Source organism: Candidatus Sororendozoicomonas aggregata, from assembly GCF_031528575.1.
In the GTDB taxonomy this organism is placed as follows: Bacteria; Pseudomonadota; Gammaproteobacteria; order Pseudomonadales; family Endozoicomonadaceae; genus Endonucleibacter; species Endonucleibacter aggregata.
Genome location: NZ_JAVLSP010000012.1, coordinates 35,788 through 60,165, shown reverse-complemented (window position 1 = coordinate 60,165; position 24,378 = coordinate 35,788). Strand labels below are relative to the sequence as shown.

The 24,378-nt window shown below is 44.5% G+C and carries 15 protein-coding genes; 2 read left to right on the top strand and 13 right to left on the bottom strand.

Going from position 1 to position 24,378, the window contains the following annotated elements:
* Positions 1–299: 299 nt before the first annotated feature.
* The 5 genes from V4C51_RS04175 to V4C51_RS04155 form a co-directional block, all read right to left on the bottom strand.
* A complete protein-coding gene (locus V4C51_RS04175; protein WP_330924873.1) occupies positions 300–1,025 on the bottom strand; it encodes an ankyrin repeat domain-containing protein in 726 nt (241 codons plus the stop codon).
* Positions 1,026–1,396: 371 nt separating this feature from the next.
* On the bottom strand, positions 1,397–2,104 hold the full coding sequence (locus tag V4C51_RS04170) for an ankyrin repeat domain-containing protein (protein ID WP_330924872.1): 708 nt from the start codon (positions 2,102–2,104) through the stop codon (positions 1,397–1,399).
* 151 nt (positions 2,105–2,255) lie between these two features.
* Positions 2,256–2,975 (bottom strand): ankyrin repeat domain-containing protein, encoded by a 720-nt coding sequence (locus V4C51_RS04165; RefSeq protein ID WP_330924871.1) that lies wholly within the window; start codon positions 2,973–2,975, stop codon positions 2,256–2,258.
* A 179-nt stretch (positions 2,976–3,154) separates the two neighbouring features.
* On the bottom strand, positions 3,155–3,874 hold the full coding sequence (locus V4C51_RS04160; RefSeq protein ID WP_330924870.1) for an ankyrin repeat domain-containing protein: 720 nt from the start codon (positions 3,872–3,874) through the stop codon (positions 3,155–3,157).
* Between the two features lie 179 nt (positions 3,875–4,053).
* Positions 4,054–4,761 carry an ankyrin repeat domain-containing protein gene (locus V4C51_RS04155; RefSeq protein WP_330924869.1) on the bottom strand — a complete coding sequence of 236 codons (708 nt, stop codon included), beginning with the start codon at positions 4,759–4,761 and terminating at the stop codon, positions 4,054–4,056.
* A gap of 170 nt (positions 4,762–4,931) precedes the next feature.
* On the opposite strand from V4C51_RS04155, the gene V4C51_RS04150 reads away from it, so the two are divergent.
* Entirely contained in the window at positions 4,932–5,234 is a 303-nt protein-coding gene (locus tag V4C51_RS04150) for a hypothetical protein (protein WP_330924868.1), read from the top strand.
* A 24-nt stretch (positions 5,235–5,258) separates the two neighbouring features.
* Positions 5,259–6,257, top strand: a complete 999-nt coding sequence (gene ruvB, locus V4C51_RS04145; RefSeq protein WP_330924867.1) for a Holliday junction branch migration DNA helicase RuvB — start codon at positions 5,259–5,261, stop codon at positions 6,255–6,257.
* Between the two features lie 109 nt (positions 6,258–6,366).
* Here the strand turns inward: ruvB and V4C51_RS04140 are convergent, their stop codons facing one another.
* The 8 genes from V4C51_RS04140 to V4C51_RS04105 all read right to left on the bottom strand — a co-directional run bounded on the left by V4C51_RS04140 (position 6,367) and on the right by V4C51_RS04105 (position 24,279).
* Positions 6,367–9,126 carry a hypothetical protein gene (locus V4C51_RS04140; RefSeq protein ID WP_330924866.1) on the bottom strand — a complete coding sequence of 920 codons (2,760 nt, stop codon included), beginning with the start codon at positions 9,124–9,126 and terminating at the stop codon, positions 6,367–6,369.
* A gap of 630 nt (positions 9,127–9,756) precedes the next feature.
* Positions 9,757–12,357 carry a hypothetical protein gene (locus tag V4C51_RS04135; protein WP_330924865.1) on the bottom strand — a complete coding sequence of 867 codons (2,601 nt, stop codon included), beginning with the start codon at positions 12,355–12,357 and terminating at the stop codon, positions 9,757–9,759.
* A 1,053-nt stretch (positions 12,358–13,410) separates the two neighbouring features.
* Entirely contained in the window at positions 13,411–16,662 is a 3,252-nt protein-coding gene (locus V4C51_RS04130) for a hypothetical protein (RefSeq protein WP_330924864.1), read from the bottom strand.
* Positions 16,663–17,142: 480 nt separating this feature from the next.
* A complete protein-coding gene (locus tag V4C51_RS04125) occupies positions 17,143–20,079 on the bottom strand; it encodes a hypothetical protein (protein WP_330924863.1) in 2,937 nt (978 codons plus the stop codon).
* 493 nt (positions 20,080–20,572) lie between these two features.
* Complete coding sequence (locus V4C51_RS04120; protein WP_330924862.1) at positions 20,573–21,181, bottom strand: RING finger domain-containing protein; 609 nt, start codon at positions 21,179–21,181, stop codon at positions 20,573–20,575.
* A gap of 497 nt (positions 21,182–21,678) precedes the next feature.
* The gene (locus V4C51_RS04115; RefSeq protein WP_330924861.1) at positions 21,679–22,287 is read right to left on the bottom strand and encodes an RING finger protein; all 609 of its coding nucleotides are present in this window, start codon (positions 22,285–22,287) and stop codon (positions 21,679–21,681) included.
* A 302-nt stretch (positions 22,288–22,589) separates the two neighbouring features.
* Entirely contained in the window at positions 22,590–23,210 is a 621-nt protein-coding gene (locus V4C51_RS04110) for an RING finger protein (protein ID WP_330924860.1), read from the bottom strand.
* 160 nt (positions 23,211–23,370) lie between these two features.
* Positions 23,371–24,279, bottom strand: coding sequence for a hypothetical protein (locus tag V4C51_RS04105; protein ID WP_330924859.1), 909 nt, complete (start codon positions 24,277–24,279; stop codon positions 23,371–23,373).
* Positions 24,280–24,378 lie beyond the last annotated feature (99 nt).

Here is a 24,378-nt window from a genome sequence, read left to right as displayed (position 1 = left end):
TTGTTCGTCAAATAGTCCCGCTATTCTCCTCACGAAAGCGACTTTTTATCCGCCATTTCTCGCGGTCCTCGCTACGGGCAGACTTTTAAGACTGCTTCTGAGATTTTAGCGTGTTTACAAGTGCGTAGGCAAAATAGAGATGATCATTTTATCCGGTAAGATTTGTAAAGAAAGCGCTCTTACGCTATTGACCCTCATCAGGGGGGTATTCGAGCCGTTTATTGTCAATGGGTGAGCGGGCTCTCGGTATCAGCGTGAAACGGAATTAAAAATGCTGACCCCTTCTGATAAAAAACGCTTTAACTCATCAGCATTTGTGATTCGCATGATGCGTATATCCAGGGATCTTCACCTTCAACATGAGGGTTTTCCACAGGCGTATTGGGCAGGCCAAAGCAATCTTTCAGTACACCGGGGGGGATGGGCAGTCCTGGGAGTTTGTCCTGTCTTACATGGTCTCTGATAAGTTTGATGGTAAGGCTTTGCAAGGATACGGGGTTATTAGCCATCGCCTCAAATTCTTTTTTTGTGGCATCAGGGACGTCAGAATTAAACACGAGCTTATTAGTGGGCAAAGGCATGGCACCAAACTTCATGCACAATTCGGCAATTTCATAATCTCCATTTTTGGCAGCTTGACCCATACAACCCCTAGCATCCTCATCCAGTACAAGGCCCTTACGCTCGTCTAGCCATGTAGGCTGATCAATCCCTATATTCGGGTTCGCGCCCGCACGAAGCAGTTGGTGAACTACGCTTAATTTTGTTCTGTAACTCTGAAAATTTTCGACTATCGCATATACCAATGCGGTCCTCCCGTAACTGTCAATAAGATTAGGGTCTGCGCCCCATTGAATCAGGTAACTTACCATGCGGGAATCAACTCGACAGGCCGCGATCATCAAAGGCGTTAACATATTTCGATTACGACAATCAATGCTGACCCCTTCTGATAAAAAACGCTTCACCTCAGCTGTCGAACCGCATTGTGCCGCATGATGTATATCCGCACATTTCTCGTTCATAATAAAAGCGCCTTCTGGTTTAAAACTTGCCTGAAAATCACTCATAAACAAGGTGTTAGGAGCCTGTCGGGCTTATGCTTTCGAGCATAAAATTCAGTAGGGCGAGTCAGAATTTTCGATCAATTCGTGCGAATAGTTGACCTATTTAAGTAAATTTATCGGACATTCTGGCCGCACTTTCTGGATTTTAGGCCGAAATTGTCTTAAGTCCGACAGGCTCCCTAGGGGCTATACAGACAGTATAGTTGTCTGCTCTGTTGCTATATAAATAATGAGTAAAGCCTGCTATTGCGGCGCGCTCAAAAGAAATACTATTGCTCGGGGTGTCAGCGTAAAGGATTATAACAGGATATTAGTACCAGGATTAGAGGCTATTCTATGGGGGGATCTTCACCTTCGACCTTGGGGTTTGCCACTGGCGTATTGGGCAGGCCAAAGCAATCTTTCATTACAGCGGGGGGGATGGGCAGTTCTGCGAGTTTGTCCTGACTTACATGCTCCCTGATGAGCCTGATGGCCATGCTTTGCAGGGATACGGGGTTATTAGCCATCGCCTGAAAGGCTTTTTTTGTGGCATCAGGGGTTCCAGAATGAAGTTTGAGCTTATCAGCGGGCAAAGGCCGGGCACCAAAATTCACGCACATTTCGGCAATTTCAAAATGTCCATATTTGGCAGCTTGACCCATACAACCCGAAGTATCCTCATCCGTTACAGTGGCCCCCATGTCTTGCCTATCTTCCGATATAGAAACACTATGCGCAATCCCTATAACCGGGTTTGCGCCTGCACGAAGCAGTCGGTGAACCATTCTTATTTTTGTGTTGGAATTCGCAGGAAAACTGAGTATTGAATATATCAATGCAGTCTTCCCGTAATGGTCAGTAAGATTAGGGTCTGCACCCAATTCAATAAGGTAACGTAGCATGCGGTAATCACCTCGACAGGCGGCCATCATCAAAGGCGTCCCCATAACTGAACTACGAGAATTAATGCTGACCCCTTCTGATAAAAAACGCTTCACCTCAGCTGTCGAACCGCATTGTGCCGCATGATGTATATCCACACATTTCCCGTTCATAATAAAAGCGCCTCCTGGTTTAAAGCTTGCCTGAAAATCTTTCATAAACAAAGTGTTAGGAGCTATACAGACAGTGTAGTTGTCTGCTCTGTTGCTATATAAATAATGATCAAAGCCTGCTATTGCGGAGCGCTCAAAAGAAATACTATTATCAGCGTAAAACAAAGACTCGAGCCTGCTGTGGAAAGGGGGGATCTTCACCTTCGACCTTGGGGTTTTCCACTGGCGTATTGGGCAGGCCAAAGCGATCTTTCAGTACACCGGGGGGGATGGGCAGTTCTGCGATTTTGTCCTGACTGACATGCTCCCTGATGAGTTTGATGGTCATGCTTTGCAGGGATACGGGGTTATTAGCCATCACCTCAAATTCTTTTTTTGTGGCATCGGGGACTTCAGGATCAAATCTGAGCCTGCTGGCAGGCAACGGCCGGGCACCAAAATTCAGGCACATTTTGGCAATGTTAAACTCCCCATACTTGGTAGCTAGACCCATACAACCCTTAATATCCTCATCCGGTACATGTTTGTTCGTGGATGATAGGTTTCTATAGGAAATCCCAATAATTGGGTTTGCGCCTGCACGAAGCAGTTGGTGAACCATTTCTACTTTTTTGTCTGAGTCCGCAAAGGGACTGGCTATTGCCCTTATCAATGCAGTCCTCCCGAAATGGTCAATAAGATTAAGGTCCGCGCCCAATTGAATCAGGTGATTTAGCATGCGGCAATCACCTTGATAGGCGGCGAACATCAAAGGAGTCATCATACTTCGATCACCACAATTAATGCTGACGCCTTCTGATAAAAAAAGCTCCACCTCAGTTATCGAGCCGTATCGTGTTGCCTGATGAATATCAAGACATCTGTGTCTCATAATAACATCTCCTTTTGGTTTAAAACTTACTTGAGAATCCTTCATGAACAGGGTGTTAAGGACTGCGCAAAAAGTGTGGCTGTCTGCTGCTGTTGCTACATAAATGATGAGTAAAGCCTGCTATCGCGAGGAGTTTTAACGAAGCGCTGCTTTTCAGGTTGTCAGCGCAAGACTGCTTCTTAGAACTGGTCATTGATTCCAAGGGACTGGAGGCTATGCAGGGGGTCTTCATCTTCGATTGCGGGATTTTCCACCGGCGTATTAGGGAGGCCAAAGCAACCTTTCAGTAAAGCGGGGGGGAGACCCAGTTCTGCGATTTTGTCCTGACTGACATACTCCCTGATATAGCGTATGGTTTGGCTTTCCAACGATGGAGGATTATTAACCATCGCCACAAGTGTTTTTGAGAGCACAGGAGCAGACTTAATCTTGCTGACAGGCAAAGGCCGGGCCCCATAATCGAGGCACATTTGGGCAATATCAAACTCACGACGTTTGATAGCTTGGCCAAAACAACCCCAAATATCCTTATCCGGTTCATATTTAGGGGAGGTCAGGCCTACAGAAGGTGGAGAAACATGCCACGCGACCCCTATATTCGGGTTTGCGCCCGCACCAAGCAGTGCATGAACCATTCTTACCTTTGTGATGGAATGCGTGAAAGGAGAAGTTATTGAACATATCAATGCGGTCTGCCCGTATTTATCAACCAGATTAAGGTCCGCGCCCAATTGAATCAGGTAACTGAGTAGACGGAGTTTACCTCGGTAGGCGGCAACCATCAAAGGTGTCATATTATAATCACCACGATTATTTATGCTGACCCCTTCTTCTAAAAAACGCTTCATCTCATCTAATGACCCGAAACTTATTGCTTCATTTATACTTTTAAATCTCATCACAGAATCTCCTTTTAGTCTGAAATTTACCTGCGAATCTTTCATAAAAAAGGTATTCGGGACTAAAGCAAGTATGGTTATCCGCTGGTGTAGAAATGATGATCAGAGCCAGGTGTCGCATGGGGACTCAACGCATGATTGGCGTTCGGGTTGTCAGCGCGAACCCGCGTGAGAACAGGTCATTGGTACCAAGGGGGTATTTCGGGTTCTGGAGTGGGAGGGGCATCTTTCAAAATGGCGTTTTCGGCTGGCGTATTGGGAAGGCTAAAGCAATCTTTCAGTAAAGCGGGTGGGATACCGAGTCTTGCGAGTTTGTCCTGATTCACATTTCTGCTGATATAATTGACGGTTTGGCTTTCCAGGGATGTGCGGTGCTTAACCATCCTCTCAAATGTTTTTTTTGTCGCGTCAGGGACGTCAGGGTCACGCTTGAGCTTGCTGGTGGTCAAAGGCCGGGCACCAAAATCCAGGCAAACTTCGCCAATATCAAACTCCCTGCGTCTGGCAGCTTGACCAAAACAACCCCAAACATCCTTATCATCGGCATTTTTTCGGTCGCTTGGGCGTTTGAAAGGTGGAACATGCCACGCAACCCCTATATTCGGGTTTGCCCCTGCACGAAGCAGCGCGCGAACCATTCTTGCTTTTCTGTTGGATGCCGCGAAGGGGTTTGTTATTGATAATGTCAATGCGCTCTGCCCGTAATAGTCAACCAGGTTAAGGTCCGCGCCCAATTGAATAAAATAACTTAGCATGCGAAAGCTGCCCAGACTGGCGGCGGTCATTAAAGGCGTCATATTATGATCACCACGACTATTTATGCTTACCCCTTCTTCTAAAAAACGCTCCACAGCAGGTATTGACCTGCAACTTATTGCTTGGCCCATACAAAAATATCTCATAATAAAATCTCTTTTTAGTCTTAAATTTACCTATCTATTTTTCATAAAAAAGTGTGGGGCTATACAGCCAGTATAGTTGTCTGCTGCTGTTGCAGTATGGATGATGAGTAAAGTCGGCTAATGCAAGGGACTTCAATGCAGGATTAGCGTTCAGGTTGTCAGCGCGAAGCGGTGTTAACACCGGTCATTTATTCGCTGGCCGTGGGGAGAGACCAACGCATTTTTCCAGCCTTTCGGGGAGGCGGTTTTGGGTTGTTGTCCGCGCGGAACTCGATAAAGCAGGGGCACCAATGGAGCAGACGCCACTGGTGATAGCAACCACCGGTGTTATCATTACGGATAATTCTATTGTACAGGAGCAAAGCGAGTGCATCATAACACGGGTTTTTTATCTGCTTGTTCAAGTCAACGAAACCATTTCCCTGATGGTTTGGCAGGTGTTTTCAGTGATACGCTAAAGGCTCTTCAGTGAAGGCAACGTTATGATAGAAGCAGATCGACTGATTTCGGCCGGGGAGCGGCCGGTGGAAGAAGGACAGGATCGGGCTATTCGGCCTGTGACACTGTCGGACTACATTGGTCAACCCAAAGTCCGGGAGCAAATGGAGATCTTTATACAAGCGGCACGTAATCGTCAGGAGCCTTTGGATCATACGTTGATTTTTGGGCCGCCAGGACTTGGGAAAACAACGCTGTCTCATATTCTGGCGAACGAAATGGGCAGCAATATTCGCACAACCTCAGGCCCTGTGTTGGAAAAAGCCGGTGATCTGGCGGCACTGCTCACCAACCTTGAACCCAATGATATTTTGTTCATTGATGAGATTCATCGTCTCAGTGCCGTGGTGGAGGAGGTGCTCTATCCGGCAATGGAAGACTATCAGCTGGATATCATGATTGGTGAAGGTCCAGCCGCACGTTCTATCAAGCTCGATCTGCCACCGTTTACCCTGGTAGGGGCGACAACGCGAGCGGGCTTGCTGACCTCACCATTGCGGGATCGTTTTGGTATTGTGCAGCGGCTGGAGTTTTATAATGAGCAGGAACTGTCCACTATTATCAGCCGCTCCGCCCGTATTCTGGGTGTTGATATTGATCAGGAGGGAGCGCGAGAGATCGCCCGTCGTTCACGTGGCACACCGCGCATTGCTAACCGCCTGCTGCGGCGAGTACGTGATTACGCCGAAGTCAAATCATCAGGCCATGTCTCTCAGAGTACTGCCGATGCCGCGCTCACCATGCTGGATGTGGATGCCAAAGGCTTTGACAGTATGGACCGGCGCCTGCTATTGGCCATGATTGAAAAGTTTGGTGGCGGACCTGTCGGTGTTGACAGTATGGCAGCAGCCATTAGTGAAGAGCGTGATACCATTGAAGATGTGCTTGAGCCTTATCTGATTCAACAAGGGTATATCCAGAGAACCCCAAGGGGGCGAACGGTGACACAAAGCGCGTACCAACATTTTGGCGTCAATAAATAAGGCTTCTCACCAGTGAACGTGAGTTAAATCTATCGGTTTTTGAAAGAGTACTCCTGCTGAGCCAGGAGCCTGACCGAGAATAGGCTTATCTGCTATGGCGTACACGGGGTCAACGTATTTGATTCATGACCGAATCAGTGAACTTATTCAATGTTTTATTATCCAGCTCTTTAACGTTTATACTAAGCAATGGGTAACCTAATATTTCCCTGATTATGCTCTTGGAGAATCGGTGTTTTGCCAGTTCATACAGCTTTCCTTTATCATCCTCCAGGAAGTGTTTTGGCCCATCAACTTCAATGCATAATTTTTTCGAAGAAGTTTCTGATTCTATGAAAATATCAACAGGAAATAGCATAACTGGACTTTCCAATGTCATGGTTACATATTTATCATTTATTTTTTCTTTGATTTTTTCATATATAAGTTTTTGTGTGTTAGACGTTCTGTACTTCTTCTCTTCATGGTATATCTCTTTTATTTTCTGTATCTCTTGCGCATCCGGTGCCACTTGTTTATGAAAAGCCTTAATGAAGGCAATTTGCCAGGGATTTATTTTATAATCATCTTTTTTGTCAAGGTGATCAAGAATGTTAAGGTGATTCAATAAAACCATGGCTTCATTGTTAACATACTCGGTACAACCTTTTTCCAGTTTCGCGAATATCAAAAGAGCGACGCACCAACAAAAGATCCCTTTGTAACTTTCATTGATTAATTCGCAGTTACCCAGCAGGAATAAGGCAAGCTCGATTCCCAGGTCAACACTTTCATCTGACGATAAGGTCAGCCGACAAAGGACTTTTAATAAAAACAGACCATTTTGATTATCACGATCACAGGTTTCTTTATAAGTTTTTATTAACTTTACAATAAGCGTTTCAGACGTGTAACTACGCCATTTGCTCAACCCATTGGCTACCATTGCCAAGTTCTGCGCTGTCCAGTCTCTGGCAGACAAATCGGCGTTGGTCACATGCCCGGCGATGTTTTTCAGGGCGCCCTGCGCATCATCTTGATCCGCCTTGCTTAACCCATCGGTGACAATTGCCAAATCCTGTATCGGCCAGCTTGACAGATCGGTGTTGGCCATCCGACGGGCGATATTTTTCAGGGCGCCCTGTACATCATCATCATCGCCATCGACCTTGCTCAACCCATTGGTTACCATTGCCAGGGCCCGCGCTATCCAATCTTTGCCTGATAGATCAGATTTGGCCACCTGGCGGGCGATGTTTTTCAGGGCGTCGCGCACCTCATCGCCATGGGCTTTGCTCAACCCATTGGCCAACATTGCCAAGTCAATGACCAGCGAGTTTGACAGACTGGATCCGGCCACCCGATGGGCGATTTTTTTGAGGGCGTCGCGCACATCATCACCCTCCGCTTTGCTTAATCCACTGGCTATTATTGCCAGGTATTTTATTGGCCAGACTGACAGATCAGTTTTGATCACCTGACCGGCGATGTTTTTCAGAGCCTCCTGTATATCATCACCATGGGCTTTGCTCAACCCAATGGCTATCATTGCCAAAGCATGAACCGTCCAGTGTGGGCCTGAAAGATCGGTTTTGGCCACCTGACGGGCAATTTTTTTCAGGATGTTCCGCGTATCATCACCATGGGTCTTGCTCAACCCAATGGCCAACATTGTCAGGTGCTTTACCAGGGAGCCTGAGAGATTTTTTTTGACCACCGCAGCGGCGATATTTCCCAAAGCGAGGCTCACTCGTTGGCCATCCACCTTACAAAAGGCACTGGCCATGACTGCCAGGTGTTCCAGTAGCCAGTTTGACAGGTTGGTGTTGCCCACCTGACCGGCGATTTTTCGCAAAGCTCGCTTCACTCGATGCCCATCTGCCTTGCTCAACGCATTGGCCACCATCGTCAAGTGAGGCTCTGTCCAGTTCATGCCTGACAGATTGGTGTTGGCTATATGAGCGGCAAGGCTTTTCAGCGCATCCTGAGCATGATTGCCATGGGCCTTGCTCAACCCATTGGCCACCATTGCCAGATCCATTACCTGCCAGTGTGATAGATTGATTTTGGTCACTCGACGGGCGATATTTTTCAGGGCGTCCTGTACCTCATCACCATGGGCTTTGCTCAACCCATTGGCTACCATTGCCAGGGACTGAGCTGTCCAGTCTTTGTTTGAGAGATTGGCGTTGGCCACCTGGCGGGCGATATTTTTCAGGGCGTTCTGTACCTCATCACCATGGGCTTTGCTCAGCCCATTGGCTGCCATTGCCAGGGACTGAACTATCCAGTCTTTATCTGACAGATTGGCTTTGACTACCTCAGCGGCGATTTTTCTCAGGGCGCTCTGTACCTCATCACCATCGGCCTTGCTCAACGCATTGGCCACCATTGACAAGGGCTGAGCTGTCCAGCCCTCGCCTGAGAGATTGGTTTTGACCACCTGAGCGGCGATTGTTCTCAGGGCTTTCTGTATCTTATTACCATCGGTTTTGCTTAACGCATTGGCCACCATTGCTAATTGCCGCGCTTCCCAGCCGTCGCCAGACAGATTGGTTTTGATCACCTCAGTGGCGATAACCTGGAGAACATTATTGTTGCGGAGCAACCCATTTGAGATCAGGGCCAGCGCTTTAGCCGTGTGAAAATAGTGACAATGGGGGGAATGCTTTTTAATGGATTCAATGATACTTTCTACTGCGATAATTGTTTCTCCTTTCTTGTAATTATTTATTTTTAATGCATTGACATCGCTTAACACCAGGCATTCCAGCATTCTTCTTTTACTGGAACTGGTACTATCACGGGTACGGGTGACATTCGGTGAGGGAGCAAGCCATGGTGCCCTGCGCTTACTACCAAGGGCTTTTTTTTCTGTTTTTTCAGGCACCCTGCTTACCTTTTCATCAATAACAGCTTCACAAACAGCGCAAAAAAAAAGTAACAATAATAATAGTGCTGGCAATTTACATAAGAATACCTACGAATAGTAAACGTCAGAAAACGTAGGTATCCTTGCCTCCTTAATCTAATACGGTTGTTTTTTATTCGACTTCCATCAACACTGAATGGTTATAAGAAATCGGGCAGCTACAGTGGGTGTTCTATTAAAAGCAGAACGCCACCTTTCAATGCGATAATGAACAGTGTAGTTACTTTAGAAAAATTTGCTTCAGTTGTCAGTGCCATTTTGGCAATATTTGGTAAAACTGACCAGGAGCCTGTCGGACTTATGCTTTCGAGCATAAAATTCAGTAGGGCGAGTCAGAATTTTCGATCAATTTGTGCGAATAGTTGACCTGTTTAAGCAAATTGATTGGAAATTATGGCCGCACTTTCTCGCACTTTCTCGCACTTTCTCGCACTTTCTGGATTTTAGGCCGAAATTGTCTTAAGTCCGACAGGTTCCTAACCAGAGGGGCGCAAATCAAAAAGCCATTGACGGATAGTGAGTAGCAACATTTCGCTGCGCTAAATCAGTGGGCTTTTTACTATAAGGCAGGTCGTTTCGTGGCAACTTTTACTTCTCACCATTGATGAACTTTGCGACTGAATCGGTGAAATGATCCAATTTTTTTCTATTGACGTCTCGATAATGAATGCTGAGCAATTGATAACCTAATATTTCCCTGATTATTTTCTTGGAGAATCGATGTTTTGCCCGTTCATAACCTATTCCGTTATCATCCTCCAGGAAATGGCTTGGCCCATCAACTTCAATACATAACCCTTTTGAAGAGGTTTCTGTTTTGATGTAAATATCAACGGGAAATAGCATAATTAACTTTTCCGACACAAAGGTTACACGTTTTTTATTTATTTTTTCTTTGACGTTTTCTTTGATTTTTTTCAGTGTATTGTTTTGGGTTCTGGAAATTTTAACCATCTTCTGTGTCGGCTGTATTTTCTGAATTTTTTTTAATTCTGGCGTTATTCCTTTATAATAAATCTTGGCGAATAAGATTTGCCAGGAATCTGTTTCATAATCTGTTTTATAATCTCTTTGATAATCAAGACAGTCAATACGATCAAGCGTGTTAAGGTGTTCAAATAGCAGCGTGGTTTTATCATTAACGTACTTGTTACCCTGTTTTTCCAGGATGGCAAATCTCAAAAGAGTAATACACCAACAAAACCAGGCATTACAGCTTTCATTGAGTAATTCACGGCTGCCAATCAGTGAGAAGGCAAGGTTGATTCCCTCTTCAATACTGTCATCTAAAGACAAGGTCATCTGACAAAGGCTTTTTAATAAAAACAGCCCATAATGATCATCCTGATGACAGAATTCGTTATACGCTTTTATTAACTTTATAACCAGCGCTTCAGATGTGTAGCTATGCCATTTGCTTAACCCATTGGCTATAACCGCTAAGTGATGTGCTGTCCAGTCCTTTCCTGACAGATCGGCTTTTGTCACCTGACAGGCAATGTTTTTCAGGGCACCCTGTACATCATTATCATCATTCAGCTTGCTCACCCCATTGGTCATCATCGCCAGGTGTTTTACCAGCCAGACTGACAGATCGGTTTTTGCCACCTGACGGGCAATGTTTTTCAGGGCGCCCTGTACATCATCACGATATGCCTTGCTCAACCCATTGGCTACCCTTGCCAAGCTCTCTACTGACCAGTTTGACAGATCGGTTTTAGCCACCTTACGGGCTATTTTTTGCCGGGCTTGTGTAATGCTTTGGCCGTTCGCCTTGCTCAACGCGTTGGTCATCACTGCCAAGGACTCTTCTGACCAGACTGACATATCTATTTTGGTCAGATGCCGGGCGATGTTTTTCAGCGTTTGTGTCACTTGTTGACCATTCACCTTGCTCATGGCATTGGCCACCATTGACAAGTGTTTTTCTGGCCAGGCTGACAGATTCATTTTGGTCACCTGATAGGCGATGTTATTCAAAGCGTCTGTCACTCGTTGACCATCTGCCTTGCTCAATGCATTGGCCATAATTGCCAGATGTTTTATCAACCAGTGTGACAGATCAGTTTTTGCCACCTGCCGGGCGATGTTTTTCAGGGCGTCCTGTACATCATCATCACCTTCCGCCTTGCTTAACCCATTGGCTAACATTGCCAGGTGATACTCTGTCCAGTCCTTGAGGGATAAAACGGTTTTGACCACATGAACAGCGATTTTTTTCAGGGCTTGTGTCACTCGTTGGCCATTGGCCTTGCTCAACCCATTGGTCAGCATTACCAAGTCCTTTACCAGCGAGCGTGACAGATCCTTTTTGACCATTTGATAGGCGATGTCTTTCAGGGCGTCCTGTACATCATCATCACGATATGCCTTGCTCAACCCATTGGCCATGATTGCCAGGTTCTTTACTGCCCAGACTGACAGATTGGTTTTGAGCAGCTGTCGGGCGATGTTTTTCAGGGCCTCCTGTGCATCAGCATCCTCTGCCTTGCTTAACGCATTGGCCATCATTGTCAGGTGTTGCATTGTCCAGTTTTTACCTGACAGATCGGTTTTGGTCACCTGTCGGGCAATGTTTTTCAGGGCCTCCTGTGCATCAGTATCCTCTGCCTTGCTTAACGCATTGGCCATCATTGTCAAGTCTTGTTCTTGCCAGCGTGACAGATTGGTTTTGGTCACCTGCCGGGCGACGTTTTTCAGGGCGTGCTTTATATCATTATCACTAGCTGCCTTGCTCAACCCATTGACCAGCATGGCCAACGACTGCGCTGTCCAGAACCTAATATTGGTTTTGGTCACGTGCCGGGCGATATTTTTCAGGGCGTTCTGTACATCATCACCCTCCGCCTTGCTCAGCGCATTGGCCAGCATTGACAAGGGCTGTTCTGTCCAGTATTTGCCTGACAGATCGGTTCCGACTACTCGATGGGCAATTTTTTTCAGCGCCTTCTGTACAACATAGTCAGAATCCATCTTGCTCAACCCATTGGCCAGCATTGCCAAGGGCTGCGCTTTCCAGTCGTCGCCTGACAGATCAGTGTTGATGACTTGACGGGCGATGCTTTTCAGAGCCTTCTGTACAACATAGTCATAATTCATCTTGCTCAATGCATTGGCGAGCGTTGACAAGTGCAGGGCTGTCCAGTCCCTGCCTGACAGATCGGTTTTGATCACCTGATCGGCGATCACCCGGAGAGTACCTTTGTCATTGAACGACCCGCCTGAGATAAAAGCCAGCGCTTCAGCTGAGTGAAAATCTTGACAATTTGGGTCATGCCTTTTAATAACGTCAAGTAGACGTTTTACGGCATAACTTCTTTTGGTCAGCTTAAAATATTTTATTTTACTTGCATTTGCTTCGCTAATAACACAACATTCATTTCTTCTTTTTTTTATCGTAAAATTTTCTGGACTAACAGGGTATGTATTACATTTGCGCTTGTTACCAGGCTTTTGATTTTTAACTATATGTGACGCATTGCTTTTTTCATCAGTGACAGCTTCGCAAACCGTGCAAAAAAAAATTAATAATAATAACAGTATTGGCAATTTTCATCAGAATACCTACGGTTAATAAATATTGGATAACGTAGATACCCTTGCCTCCTTAATCTTGTACGAGTATTTTTATTCGATTCCCATCAGCATGACACTACAACCATAACGGGCAGATAGCCTGGGTTCGATAAAAAGCAAAAACCCACATTGCGATCTGTTGCACTTATTGCTTGAATCCAGCAATAGCATCAACAGAGTGCTTGCTTGGGATCATACGACACTACCTTTAAATACGGTAATAACCAGTGTAGTCACTTTAAAAAAATTTGCTTTACTCATTTTCAGGTAATCAGGTAATCAGGTAAGTAGCTGAACGTTGTTTTTCCTGTAAGGAATAAGGTTCCGAGTCAGTTAAAAATGGTCAACGGCTGAATTCAGATGCAGTTGCCAGTGTCGTTTGTGCAATGCCTGTGGTAAAAACTGACTAGGAGGCTGACCGAGAACAGCGCCCGTAGCGAGGATTGCGAGAAATTGAGGATAAAAATTTCTGTTTATGAGGAGAATGGCGGGGCTATTTGATGAATAAGCAGGAATTTTTAGATCAACTTCTCGCAGTCCTCGCTACGGGCAGACTTTTAAGACTGCTTCTGAGGGGGGATATGTCGCTGCTTTAAACCTGGGTACTTTTTTACAACAACTTTTACAGCAATTTTTACAACAAGGCAGGTTGCTTCGCGGTAACGTTTACTCCTTGTCATTGAAAAACTTTATAACCGAGTCAATGAGCGGATTAAATTTTTTTCTATCCACTTCTTGAAAATTAATACTGAGCAATGGGTAGTGTAATATTTCTCTGATGATTTTCTTGGAAAATCGATGTTTTGCTAACTCATACAGCTTTCCCTGATCATCCTCAAGGAAGTGGCTTGCTCCGTCAACTTCAACACATAACACTTTTTCAGAAATTTCTGACTGTATGTAAATATCAACAGGAAATAACAGAACTGGCCTTTCTGATACAAAAGTTAAGCTTTTATCTTTTATTTTATTTTTTATCCTTTTTTTGATTGCGTTCAATACAGTCATTTGAGTTATGGAAGTGGTAACGGCCTTATTTTTCTTCTGTATCGTCTTACTATCTGGCAACTCAGAAACGGGGCTTTTATGAAAAATCTTGGCAAAGACGATTTGCCAGGGAGCTATTTTCCCATCTTTTTGCTGATCAACAGAATCAAGATTATTAAGATGTTCAAATAGAGGGGTAGCTTTATCACTGGCGTATTTGTCACCGTATTTCTCCAGAGCCGCAAATCTCAGAAGAGTCACATACCAAAAAAAATAAACCTTGCACCTTCCATTGATTAATTCGTCGTTGCTCATTATTGAGAAGGCAAGGTTGATTCCTTCTTCAATACTGTCATCTAAAGACAAGGTTAATCGACAGAGGCATTTTAATAAAGCGAGCCCATAATAGTCGTCATGATCACTGCCTTCATTATAAGCTTTTATTAACGTTACAATCAGCGCTGCAGATCGGTAATCACGCCATTTGCTCAACGCACTGGCCACCATTACCAAGTGGTTCTCTGTCCAGCCCCTTGACAGATCGGCTTTAGCCACCTCAGTGGCAATGTTTTCCAGGGCGTCTTGTACATCATCACCGTCCAACTTGCTCAATCCACTGGCCATCATTGCCAAGTCCCTTACAGCCCAGACAGACAGATCAATGTTGGCTATCTCATAAGCAATGTTTTTCAGCGCTTTTGTCACGCGTTGACCACGGGTCTTGCTAAAAGCATTAGAGAGTACTGCCAGGGGGCGCACCGTCCACTCCTTGTCTGCCAGATCAGCTTCAGCTACCTGACTGGCGATGTTTTTCAGGGCGTCTTGTACATCATCATCAGCTTCCACCTTGATCAGCCCATTGGCCGCCATTGCCAGGTCTTGTGCTGACCAGTCTGAAAGATCCATTATGGCCACCTGCTGGGCGATGTTTTTCAGGGCACTCTTTACATCATCTACATCATCTACATCATCTACATCATCTACATCATCACCACCACCGTCCGCTTTGCTCAAGCCATTGGCCATCATTGCCAGGAACTGCCCTGTGCACCGTGTGCTTGACAGATTGGCCGTGGCCATATGAATAGCGATTTTTTTCAGGGCGCCCTGTGCGTCATCACCCTCTAACTTGCTCAACGCATTGGTCATCAACGCCAGGTGGTTTACTGGCCAGACTGACAGTTCGGCTATGATTACCTGGTGAGCGATGGTTTTCAACGCTTGTGTCGCTCGTCCACCATTCGCCTTGCTCAATGCATTGGCCATCATTGCCAGGTGCCTTATTGACCAAAGTGACAAATCGGCTACGGTCACCAGCTCGGCAACTTTTCTCAGAGTCTCTTGTGTATCGTCATCATCTTCCACCTTAATCAACCCATTGACCAGCATTGTCAAGGAGTGCGCTGTCCAGTTCAAGCTGAGCAGGCGGGTTTGGACCACATGCCAGGCGATTTTTTTCAGGGCGCTCTTTATCTCATCACCCTCCGCCTTGCTCAACCCATTGGCTACCATTGCCAAGTGTATTATTACCCAATCCTTGTGAGATAAATCGACGCTGGTCACATGAACAGCGATTTTTTTCAGGGCTTTTGTTACTCGTTGGCCACCCGCCCTGCTTATTCCATTGCTCACCATGGCCACGTTGTGTGCCGACCAGTCTGACAGAGTCCTTTTGAGCACCTGCTCGGCAATATTTTTCAGGGCGTCCTTTGTTACATCAGCATGATCACTATCTACCTTGCCCAACGCATTGGCCATTATCGCCACGTGTTTCGCTGACCAAAACCTCTCTGACAGATTGGCATTGATCACCTGGCGGGCAATTTTTTTCATGGCGGCTTTTACATCATCATCATCACCACCGGCTTTGCTCACCCCATTGGCTACCATTGTCAAGTGCTGCACTGTCCACCCCTTAGCTGACAGGTTCATTTTGAACACCTGCCGGGCGATATTTTTCAAGGCGGCCTTTACATCATCACACTCTAGCTTGCTCAACCCATTGGCCAGCATTGCCAGGTGATTGACTGTCCAGAGTGACAAATCGGTTTTAGCCACCTTACGGGCGATGTTTTTCAAGGCGCTCTTTACATCATTATCGTCCTCCACCTTGCTTAAGCCATTGGCCAGCATTGCCAGGGGCTGAGCTATCCAGTCCCTGCCTGATAGCTTGGTTTTAGCTACCTTGCGGGCGATGTTTTTCAGGGCTTCTTTTACATCTTTGTCACTTTCCACCTTGCTTAACCCATTGGCCAGCATTGCCAGGGCCTGAGCTGTCCATTCGTTGCCAGATAAATCGGTTTTGGCCAATTGGCGAGCAATTTTTTTCAGAGCCTCTTTTACATCACTATTAGTCGCCGCCTTGCTCAACCCATTGGTCAGCATTGCCAGGGACTGAGCTGTCCAATCTTTGTCTGAAAGATGGGTTTTGATCACCTGAAGAGCGATGTTTTGCAGGGCCTTCTGTACAACAGGATCATCACTTGCCTTGCTCAGGGCACTGGCTACTGTTGACAGGGGCTGCGCTATCCAATCGCTATTTGATAGATCAGTTTTGATTACCTGAGCGGCTACCACCTGGAGAACACTTTTCTTATTAGATAACCTGTTTGAGATCAAAGACAGCGCTTTAGCTGAGTGAAAATACTGACAATTGGGGGCATGCCCATTAAAGGTTTTAAGTAAATTCTTGAATCTATAACTTCTTTGATCATTCTTAAAATAATTGATTTGATCCGCATTGTCCTCGTTGAGAACAAAACATGCTACCTTTCTCTTTTTTCCCATGAACGTTGATGAATAAGCAGGACGAAACTCAGCCCCGCGCTTGATACCCTGCGCTTTTTTTTCTATTCCTTTTGAATCATCCTGGTCAGTCCCGGCGTCGCAGACAGCGCAAAACAAAGTTAACAATAATAGCAGTGCTGACAATTTACATCAGAGTATCTACAGAGAGTGAACCTGGAAAATGTAGATACCCTTACCTCCTTAATCTTATGCGGTTGTTTTTTTGATACCCATCAACACTTAACGTTGACATCCCCGCCACCTTCCCCGGTGGGGGGGGGTTACGCTAAAGTTCGATTACCACTGACACGGCAGTCAAGGTGGACTCTATCAACCCCACATGGCGACTTGTCGTTGTAAACAGGATCCTGGGAGCCTGTCGCAAAAGTACCGCGCTTGCTGATACGACGTCGAAAAGTGGCTCAAGGCGCTCATTCTCTCCTGGTGAATTGCACTTTGCGTAACATTTCTCGCGCCTTTTTTCGCGATGTCTCTCGCCACTTTTTGCTTTGTCTCAGCTTGTATTCTCGCCCCTTTTGTAACGGCCTCTTTGGCAGTGATAACAGGCAGTGTAGCTACTTTTAAAAAATTTGCTTCAGTCTGACTCTATCTTTTACTACCTTATTATTGGGTTGAAATCGCATTAGAAGCTGCGTTATTTGTTGATTCAGACTCAGTAGTTTGTTTATTTTTTATTAAACGGTAATAATTTGCCCGGCAAGTCTTATGCATTAACTGGCCTCCACGGTACACATAGTCATGTTGCTTTGTGGAGAGCATGGAGCGCTTACCTTCAAACAACTCCCCGCAAACAGTACAATTTTTTGTCTTGCCGTCAATTTCAGGATAACCTGCTTCTATTTCTTCAATGAGCCTTAATGCTTTCTCCATAGTCTCTTTTCTAATCTGTTTGTTTTCAGGGGTTCTGCAATCCGGGCATTCAGGTTTCCCCCCTTTGTAAATGAAACCACGCTTCGCCTTTTTTTGTTTCCACGCTTCTACCGGGGTGTGGAGTGAATTGCGCGTTTTATAGCCTTTACCGCACAAACTACAGACGTGCCTAAAATGATATTCAGGGTCGTTTTGCAGTGGTTCATTTTTACAGGGTTTTAACGTTTTAACTAACTTGTCTAATTTTTTTAAAACGTCATGATATTCTCCAAAATTATCAACCAAAAATGTTGCTCCCATCGCTCCCCTGTTGGAGGGTATATTTTCTCTGCTTTTCGCAGTATTGCTGTTTGATAGCGCACCACCTTGAACGGCTTTGGCAGAGGGCTTCATTCTGTCGTTTGCTTTAATGGAAACGACCTCCATTAGTCGCTCCCTGTGTCTGAATGAAAAGAAATCAGGTCCTAAACACCAGGAATCAGAATCAGGAAATAGTCTGCGCATCAGCGAAGAATAACTATAACTGCCACTGCGATATTCTCCTGTACATCCCTGTTGCATATCTTTTATAGCCCCCTGGAGCTGGTTTCTTTCAAACTCGTCTAAAGGGGCAAGACATTCAGCTCTGGATATCATAAAATTAAGAATAGTTAATTGGTGAGCGACAACGTTAAAACCAATTTGAGAGCTTTCAATTAATGTTGTTAGCATTGTTGCTTCTTCTTCATCATCAGTAGATAGTGCTGTATTGCCTTCTGGCAATTTTTCAAGCACTCTGACAAGGTATTCAATAAAAGCATTGATCAAAATTCGAGGTTTCATTACTGTAACCATATAGTCATAATTATCAGGATACAGTTTTCTTAGCAGGGCAAAACCCGATAATATATAATTAGGCAAAAAAGCAAAATCTTTTAATTTTTTTCTGTTCAGCTGCCCTTCGTAACAAGCCAGTAACAAAGCAAGACTTTTATAATGAATATCAGCGCTTCTTGAACCAATTGCATAATGCATATTGGCTGCATTAATGATAAGATCTAAAAAACATTGGGAGGGGTGCCAGTCCACCTCTTTTTTATCCAATGCCTTTGCCATTTTCATCGTTAATGATTTAATAATAATATTATTAGCAGCACAAGCCGTTAATGCTTCTCTTTTAATGGGTAGTTTGAACTTTCCACTGCCGAGATTCGCCATTAGTTTTATCATGGCTATTTTTTCATACTCTGTCATATCAGGAACTAACGTCGGTATCCAGGTATTTGCTTCAATGCCAAATTGCCTGCCATCGCGAAAGCGTGCCGATTTGTTCGGTGTTTCCTCTGAGATTATCAGCTCATGTGCTATCGCATTATTACTGGTTTTTGCCATTTTTTTTGATGATTTTAACACGACTGTAGAGAAATTAACTTTTTCAAAGGATTCATCTATTGCTTCTTTTCTTGATAACAAAATAGCATGATGCTTATTCTTGACTTTGGGCGGTTTATTTTTTTTCTTTTTAGGTGTAACTTTCTTACCAGACTGTCGTTCGAGATTAACGTTTTTGGCGCTTGTGTCCCGTAGCCCTTGCCTGGCTTCACGGAATTCTTTGTCATCGGTAATGTCTTTATTTTTGTAAAGTACCTTTGAGATAAAAGTGCCTGGTATCGTTTGATTAAGATGAGTCTTGAAGTCCTCAAGGGTTGAATGGCTGTTTGCATCGAAATCTTCTACCCTACCTAAAGCCTGCATTCTAACGGGAACAAAATAATTATATTTATTTTTTTCTTTCGAATATTCAGCCCAATCATCCTTAAAATCAACAACGATTGGACTTAAATTCATTCTAGCAGATAGATCATGGACACTATATAATGTTGCCTTTTTTAAATCATCCAATTTTTTCGGGTTGCATGCTATACACTCACACCTATAGTAGGATTGACAGTATTTTAACGGTTTTTTTAGTGGATAAGAAACCGTTTCAGGCATATTTTCCAATAGACCGCACTTACTGTCAGGCAAGCTTTTCTCGCCTGTTTCAGGTTGTGCATTTAAGGTTATCTCGCTACTCAACATTTGATTTAAAGAAGCTATATTTTCAGTATACTCAAGAAGTTTAATAACATTACTTTTTTCTATATACTCCCTGTCATCCCCTTCTTCTGACGAATAGACGACATATTTTTCACCAAAACCCTCATCAAAAATATCATAATCCAGCAACATAAAATTAACAACAGTCATGATTTGTTGCACCCTGTCAAAATTATAACTAGCGTATTTTTTAAGGCTTTTGTTTGAATCCCAAAAATTTTCAAAATCACTGTTAGGTATAATCTGCGCAAGACATAAGGATCGATTATAGCGGTGTGCAATAGGCGGTGATTTTACAACATCAACCGTTGGCCCATCATTATGTTTGGTTATAGTTGAGAAATCAAATACAACCTTATAGTAAGCGCCTTCCCACCAACCAAAAGGAGCAGTAAACTCTGCGGTTACTTCAAGGGGAGAGGCATCGTCAATGGTGAATTTAAATTTTTTAGGGTAGTGTATATCCATATGGTTTTGAATATGCTCTTTTGCCACGTACAGCTCTCTCATTAACTGTGGTGAGGCAAAAACAGCACTGCTGAAAAGCAGTGAAATCAATAAGGCATCAATAAAAAAGCTATTTTTTTTCATTATCATTTATCTGACTGGTTTGTTAAATGAATCACTAGTCTAGGAGCCTGTCGGACTTAAGGCAATTTCGGCCTGAAATCCAGAAAGCGCGGCCAGAATTTCCGATCAATTTGCTTAAATAGGTCAACTATTCGCACAAATTGATCGAAAATTCTGACTCGCCCTACTGAATTTTATGCTCGAAAGCATAAGTCCGACAGGCTCCTGGTCAATTTTTTTGTTTTTTATCTCGCTGACAAAAAATAATAGCGCATATAAACATTAATGTTTTATTCAAATTAACAGCATGGTACTGATAGCCCAGCTCTACCCGGATTGGCCTGTTATTCAAGCTGCGACAGCCTGTTATTGATTCTGGCACTGATTATAAGGATTTGATGATGTGATAAACCATTAGCAAACGGGAATGACGTAGCTGTACTTCAAATAGCGTAGAGCCAAAAAGTTATTTCCGGAAAAATGGTTACACTTTTATTTACTGATTATTTACTGATTATTTGCTGATCCGGTAAAGGGTGTAACTTCCTCCCACTGTGAACTCGTTACGGCACATAGGGCAACTAGGCCGACCACCTTGGAAAGTATACCATTCGCCAGTGGATGATGAAGAGCTCGAATAGTGATTTATATTGTACATATAGTCTGCAAGGAACCCAGGATGCTCGGGTCGATGAAGCAGTGCGATATCACTATCACTGAGCTTGACATTGCGCTGGTTCAGATAGATATCAGGATGGAAAAATCGCTGAAAAAAACCAAAGAAACGCGTGGGGAATATATTGTGAATGTTATAACTGAGCAGTCGGAGCGTGTGGGCTTGAGAAGGGTCCAGATAGCCATCGGGTATACCAAGGAGCTGCAACATACAGTTCTCATGAAACATATGCTGACATTCGTTTAGCTTGGCAACACTGTTACCTTCCGCAAAATTATCCAGACAGATACAACAGACCTCACCATCTGGGAGATCAGTCTCTTTTATCTCGGGATAATGAGCGTTACCTTGATGAAGAGGGGCATGCCCCCTTACACAGGATAAGAGTCGAGCGATAGCAGGCTGCTGCTCTATGTGCTCAGTAGGGCTTTGATGTTCAATTGGCATAACGCTGCGCCTCACTCTTTTTCTTTTTCACCATGACGAAAACGGAAACGGAAAACTTTTTCTGCATTGTAGACCCTTTTTTAACTATTTTTACAAATAAGTAGTCAGGCATCAGCACGTTGTAACAGCAGATGACTTTCTTTACCCGGGGTTTTATAGTGTCCAACAAACGAGAGCCTTGCGCCCGTTACGGCAGAGGTTGTTAACCTGAACAAACGGTTACCGAGTTAAAATAACGTAGCTGGATATCAAAGGCTGGAACAACATTTTTCTGCTTCACTTCACTGCCCACATTGTCGGTGAGTCAGTCTTTCACTGACAGCCTGTCAATACTCACCACCGCACGCTGCAAACCTGGATTAACTGCCACTTCAAAGGTGCTGCCAGTAACGACTTAGACCGTTATCTCCGTTGGTGACGATCACTCAGTTCATGGGAGTCAACAGTGGCTCAGGCAGTTATTCCAGGAAAGTTTTAACCCCATTACACAGTGTAATTTATACATTCGTTGCAAAAACGGGAGGATCTGACTGATATCTGGTAATCCGAAAAAGGGTGTAACCTCCTGCGAAATTGAAAGGGCTACGGCAATTCGGACAATTAGGTCGTCCACCCTGGTATCCATACCATTCTCCGCCAAATGCGTAGCTCCTGTAGCGATTGATACGATCAATATGGTCTGCAAGGAACAGGGGATTTTCGGGTTGATGAAGCAGAGCGATATCTCTATCACTGAGCGTGCTTTCACTCGGATTTATAATCATAAAAGAATCGAAAAACCGGCGAAAAAAACCAGAGCAAGAAGCTGCAGACCTATTAACATTGAGCGATCGGAGAGATTGAGCCGGGTCCAAATACTCATCGGGTACACCTAAGTACTTCAACATGCAATTCTCATGAAAAACGTGTTTGCAACTGTTCAGCCTGGCAACAGCTTCACCTACCACATAATCATCTAGGCAGATAGAACAGTTGTCATTTATCATGCCCGGCTTTACTTCAGGATAATCACTATTACCTTTATGGAGAGGGGCATGTCCCCTTGCTGTTGATAAAAGTCCGGCGAAAGTAGACCGAACGCCAGAGTTGCTATGTTCATTTGGCATGACATTGCTCCTCACTATTGCTCTTTTTTATTATGATGAGAACGTCTATTTTTTTCTGTACAGTAAATACTATTTTAAACAGTGTTTACACAGTCCTGAGGGGTAATCACGCTTTACTAACAAAAAACTTTCTTTACCCAAAGTTTATATGGCTCAACAAACGGCCCAACAAACAAACGCCTTAAATTAACAGTCTCCTAGACAAACGGTGACTGAACTGGAATGAAGTAGCTTGATCTGAAAAGGAAGGGCATCAGAAAGTTATTTCTGGAAAATTTTTTCCTTTTGTTGCACTTTGCGGTTTATCCAAAAGCAGTATCAGGGGTATTTGTAATTTGGTAAAGCGTGTAACTTCCTACGACATTGAACGGTTGACGGCAATTGGGACAATCAGGTCGTCTACCCTGGTAATCGAACCATTCGCTCTGGTAATATCGATACTTGTACTGATTCCCATAATGATTCATTTTATACAGGTGGCCTGCGAGGAACTGGGGATGATCGGGTTGATGAAGCAGTGAGATATCACTATCACTGAGTTTAACATTACGCGGATTCCGGCGCGAACTCCAAGGCGGGTAGTAACAGCTAAAAATACCAGAACAAGCCGATGGTTCTGCTAAATGTGTCAATTTATACCAGAGCGTCCGGTAAGGTTCAGAAGGGTCCAGGTAGGCATCGGGCACACCAAGATACCGCAACATACAATTCTCATGAAAAATGTGCTCACATTCCTTTAGCTTGGCAGCAGTATCACCTTTCTCAAAACTGTTCCGACAGATACTACAATTGATGTCTACCAAGTCGGCTTCCCGCATTTTGGGATAATGAGTATTATCCTGACGGAGAGGGGCGTGCCCCGTTTCTATGGATAAGGGTTGAGCAATCAGAGGTTGCGCCTCTGTGGCATTTTCATTTGGCATAACACTGCTCCTTACCCTTGTTCTTTTTTACTACGATGGACACTGATAGTTATTAACAAGTTGTAACACTATGTTAAATAGTTTAGACAAAACCGACCAGGCATCAATGCGTTGTCCCGGGTTCTGTTGACATAAGAATCTGGTAATTTAGCAGTGGTGCTCAGGCCCTGGGGATTTGCATGAACGAGCCACCGCCAATACCAACGTAGTCCACTGCTGGATTGCCGCTTTCCATAGCTTTGTCAGCTCGCGCTTTGAGCTTGTCGTATACTTCAGGCTTATAGCCCGCTTCAAACATGAGCATCAAAAAGTTATAGGGCATCAGTCGTGGTGAAGCCCAGCATTCGTCCAGGGTGCCCCAAATGAGGAATGAGGCAGTCTTGATGGTGTTTCGAGCCATGGTAAACGTGGAATTTCGGCCATTTTTCCCCAAGATAAAATCGTGTACGCTGATCCACGTAAAGTCTTTAGCAGCGCGCGGCGGTAGCTTGGGTTCCAGTATATGCGAAGTGGCGATCAAAAAAGCACTGATTACCGTGGCAATCCAGGGGTTTAGGTACAAAGCGTGATCAGCCGGTAACCACTCTATATAAGCGCCACTGGCAGCATACAATACGACAACTGACGGTAATGAGATAAGCATCCACCCATATAGTTTGGTCACCAGTGCTATAGCAACGTACCAGATAAGCAGAATCGCAGCGTAGGTGGTCGCGCCTGAGAATATAACTCCGTTGCTCAGTGTAGCGATTTCAACGCCGCGCAAACCTGCCATGATGAACATATTAACGAACATCATGAAGGTGAAATGACCAAAGCGAGCAAGCTTGGTCTGGTGGAAGATCTGAAACAAGAACGCTTGTAAGTCAAAGCTGAAAAAGGTCATTTGTGTGAACGGCGCGACCATTGCGGAACGGATCGCGCGGCTAAGAAAATTGCCACGTTTGTCAGGGGGAGAAACTAACCAGCCAAAATTGCGCAGCAGGAACTTTGCTTCATTGGATGGTTCAACAAATACTTCTGCCTGGATACCTTCTTGTTTGCGGACGTATTGGTTGTATGTTTTCATCACTGCTCCGTTTTGAGCCTGTAAATAGCTCAGACTTGACCTGACAGTTGTCGATTTTCAGCGGGTGTTTGTCAGCTCAAATTCAAGCTGAAAACTTTT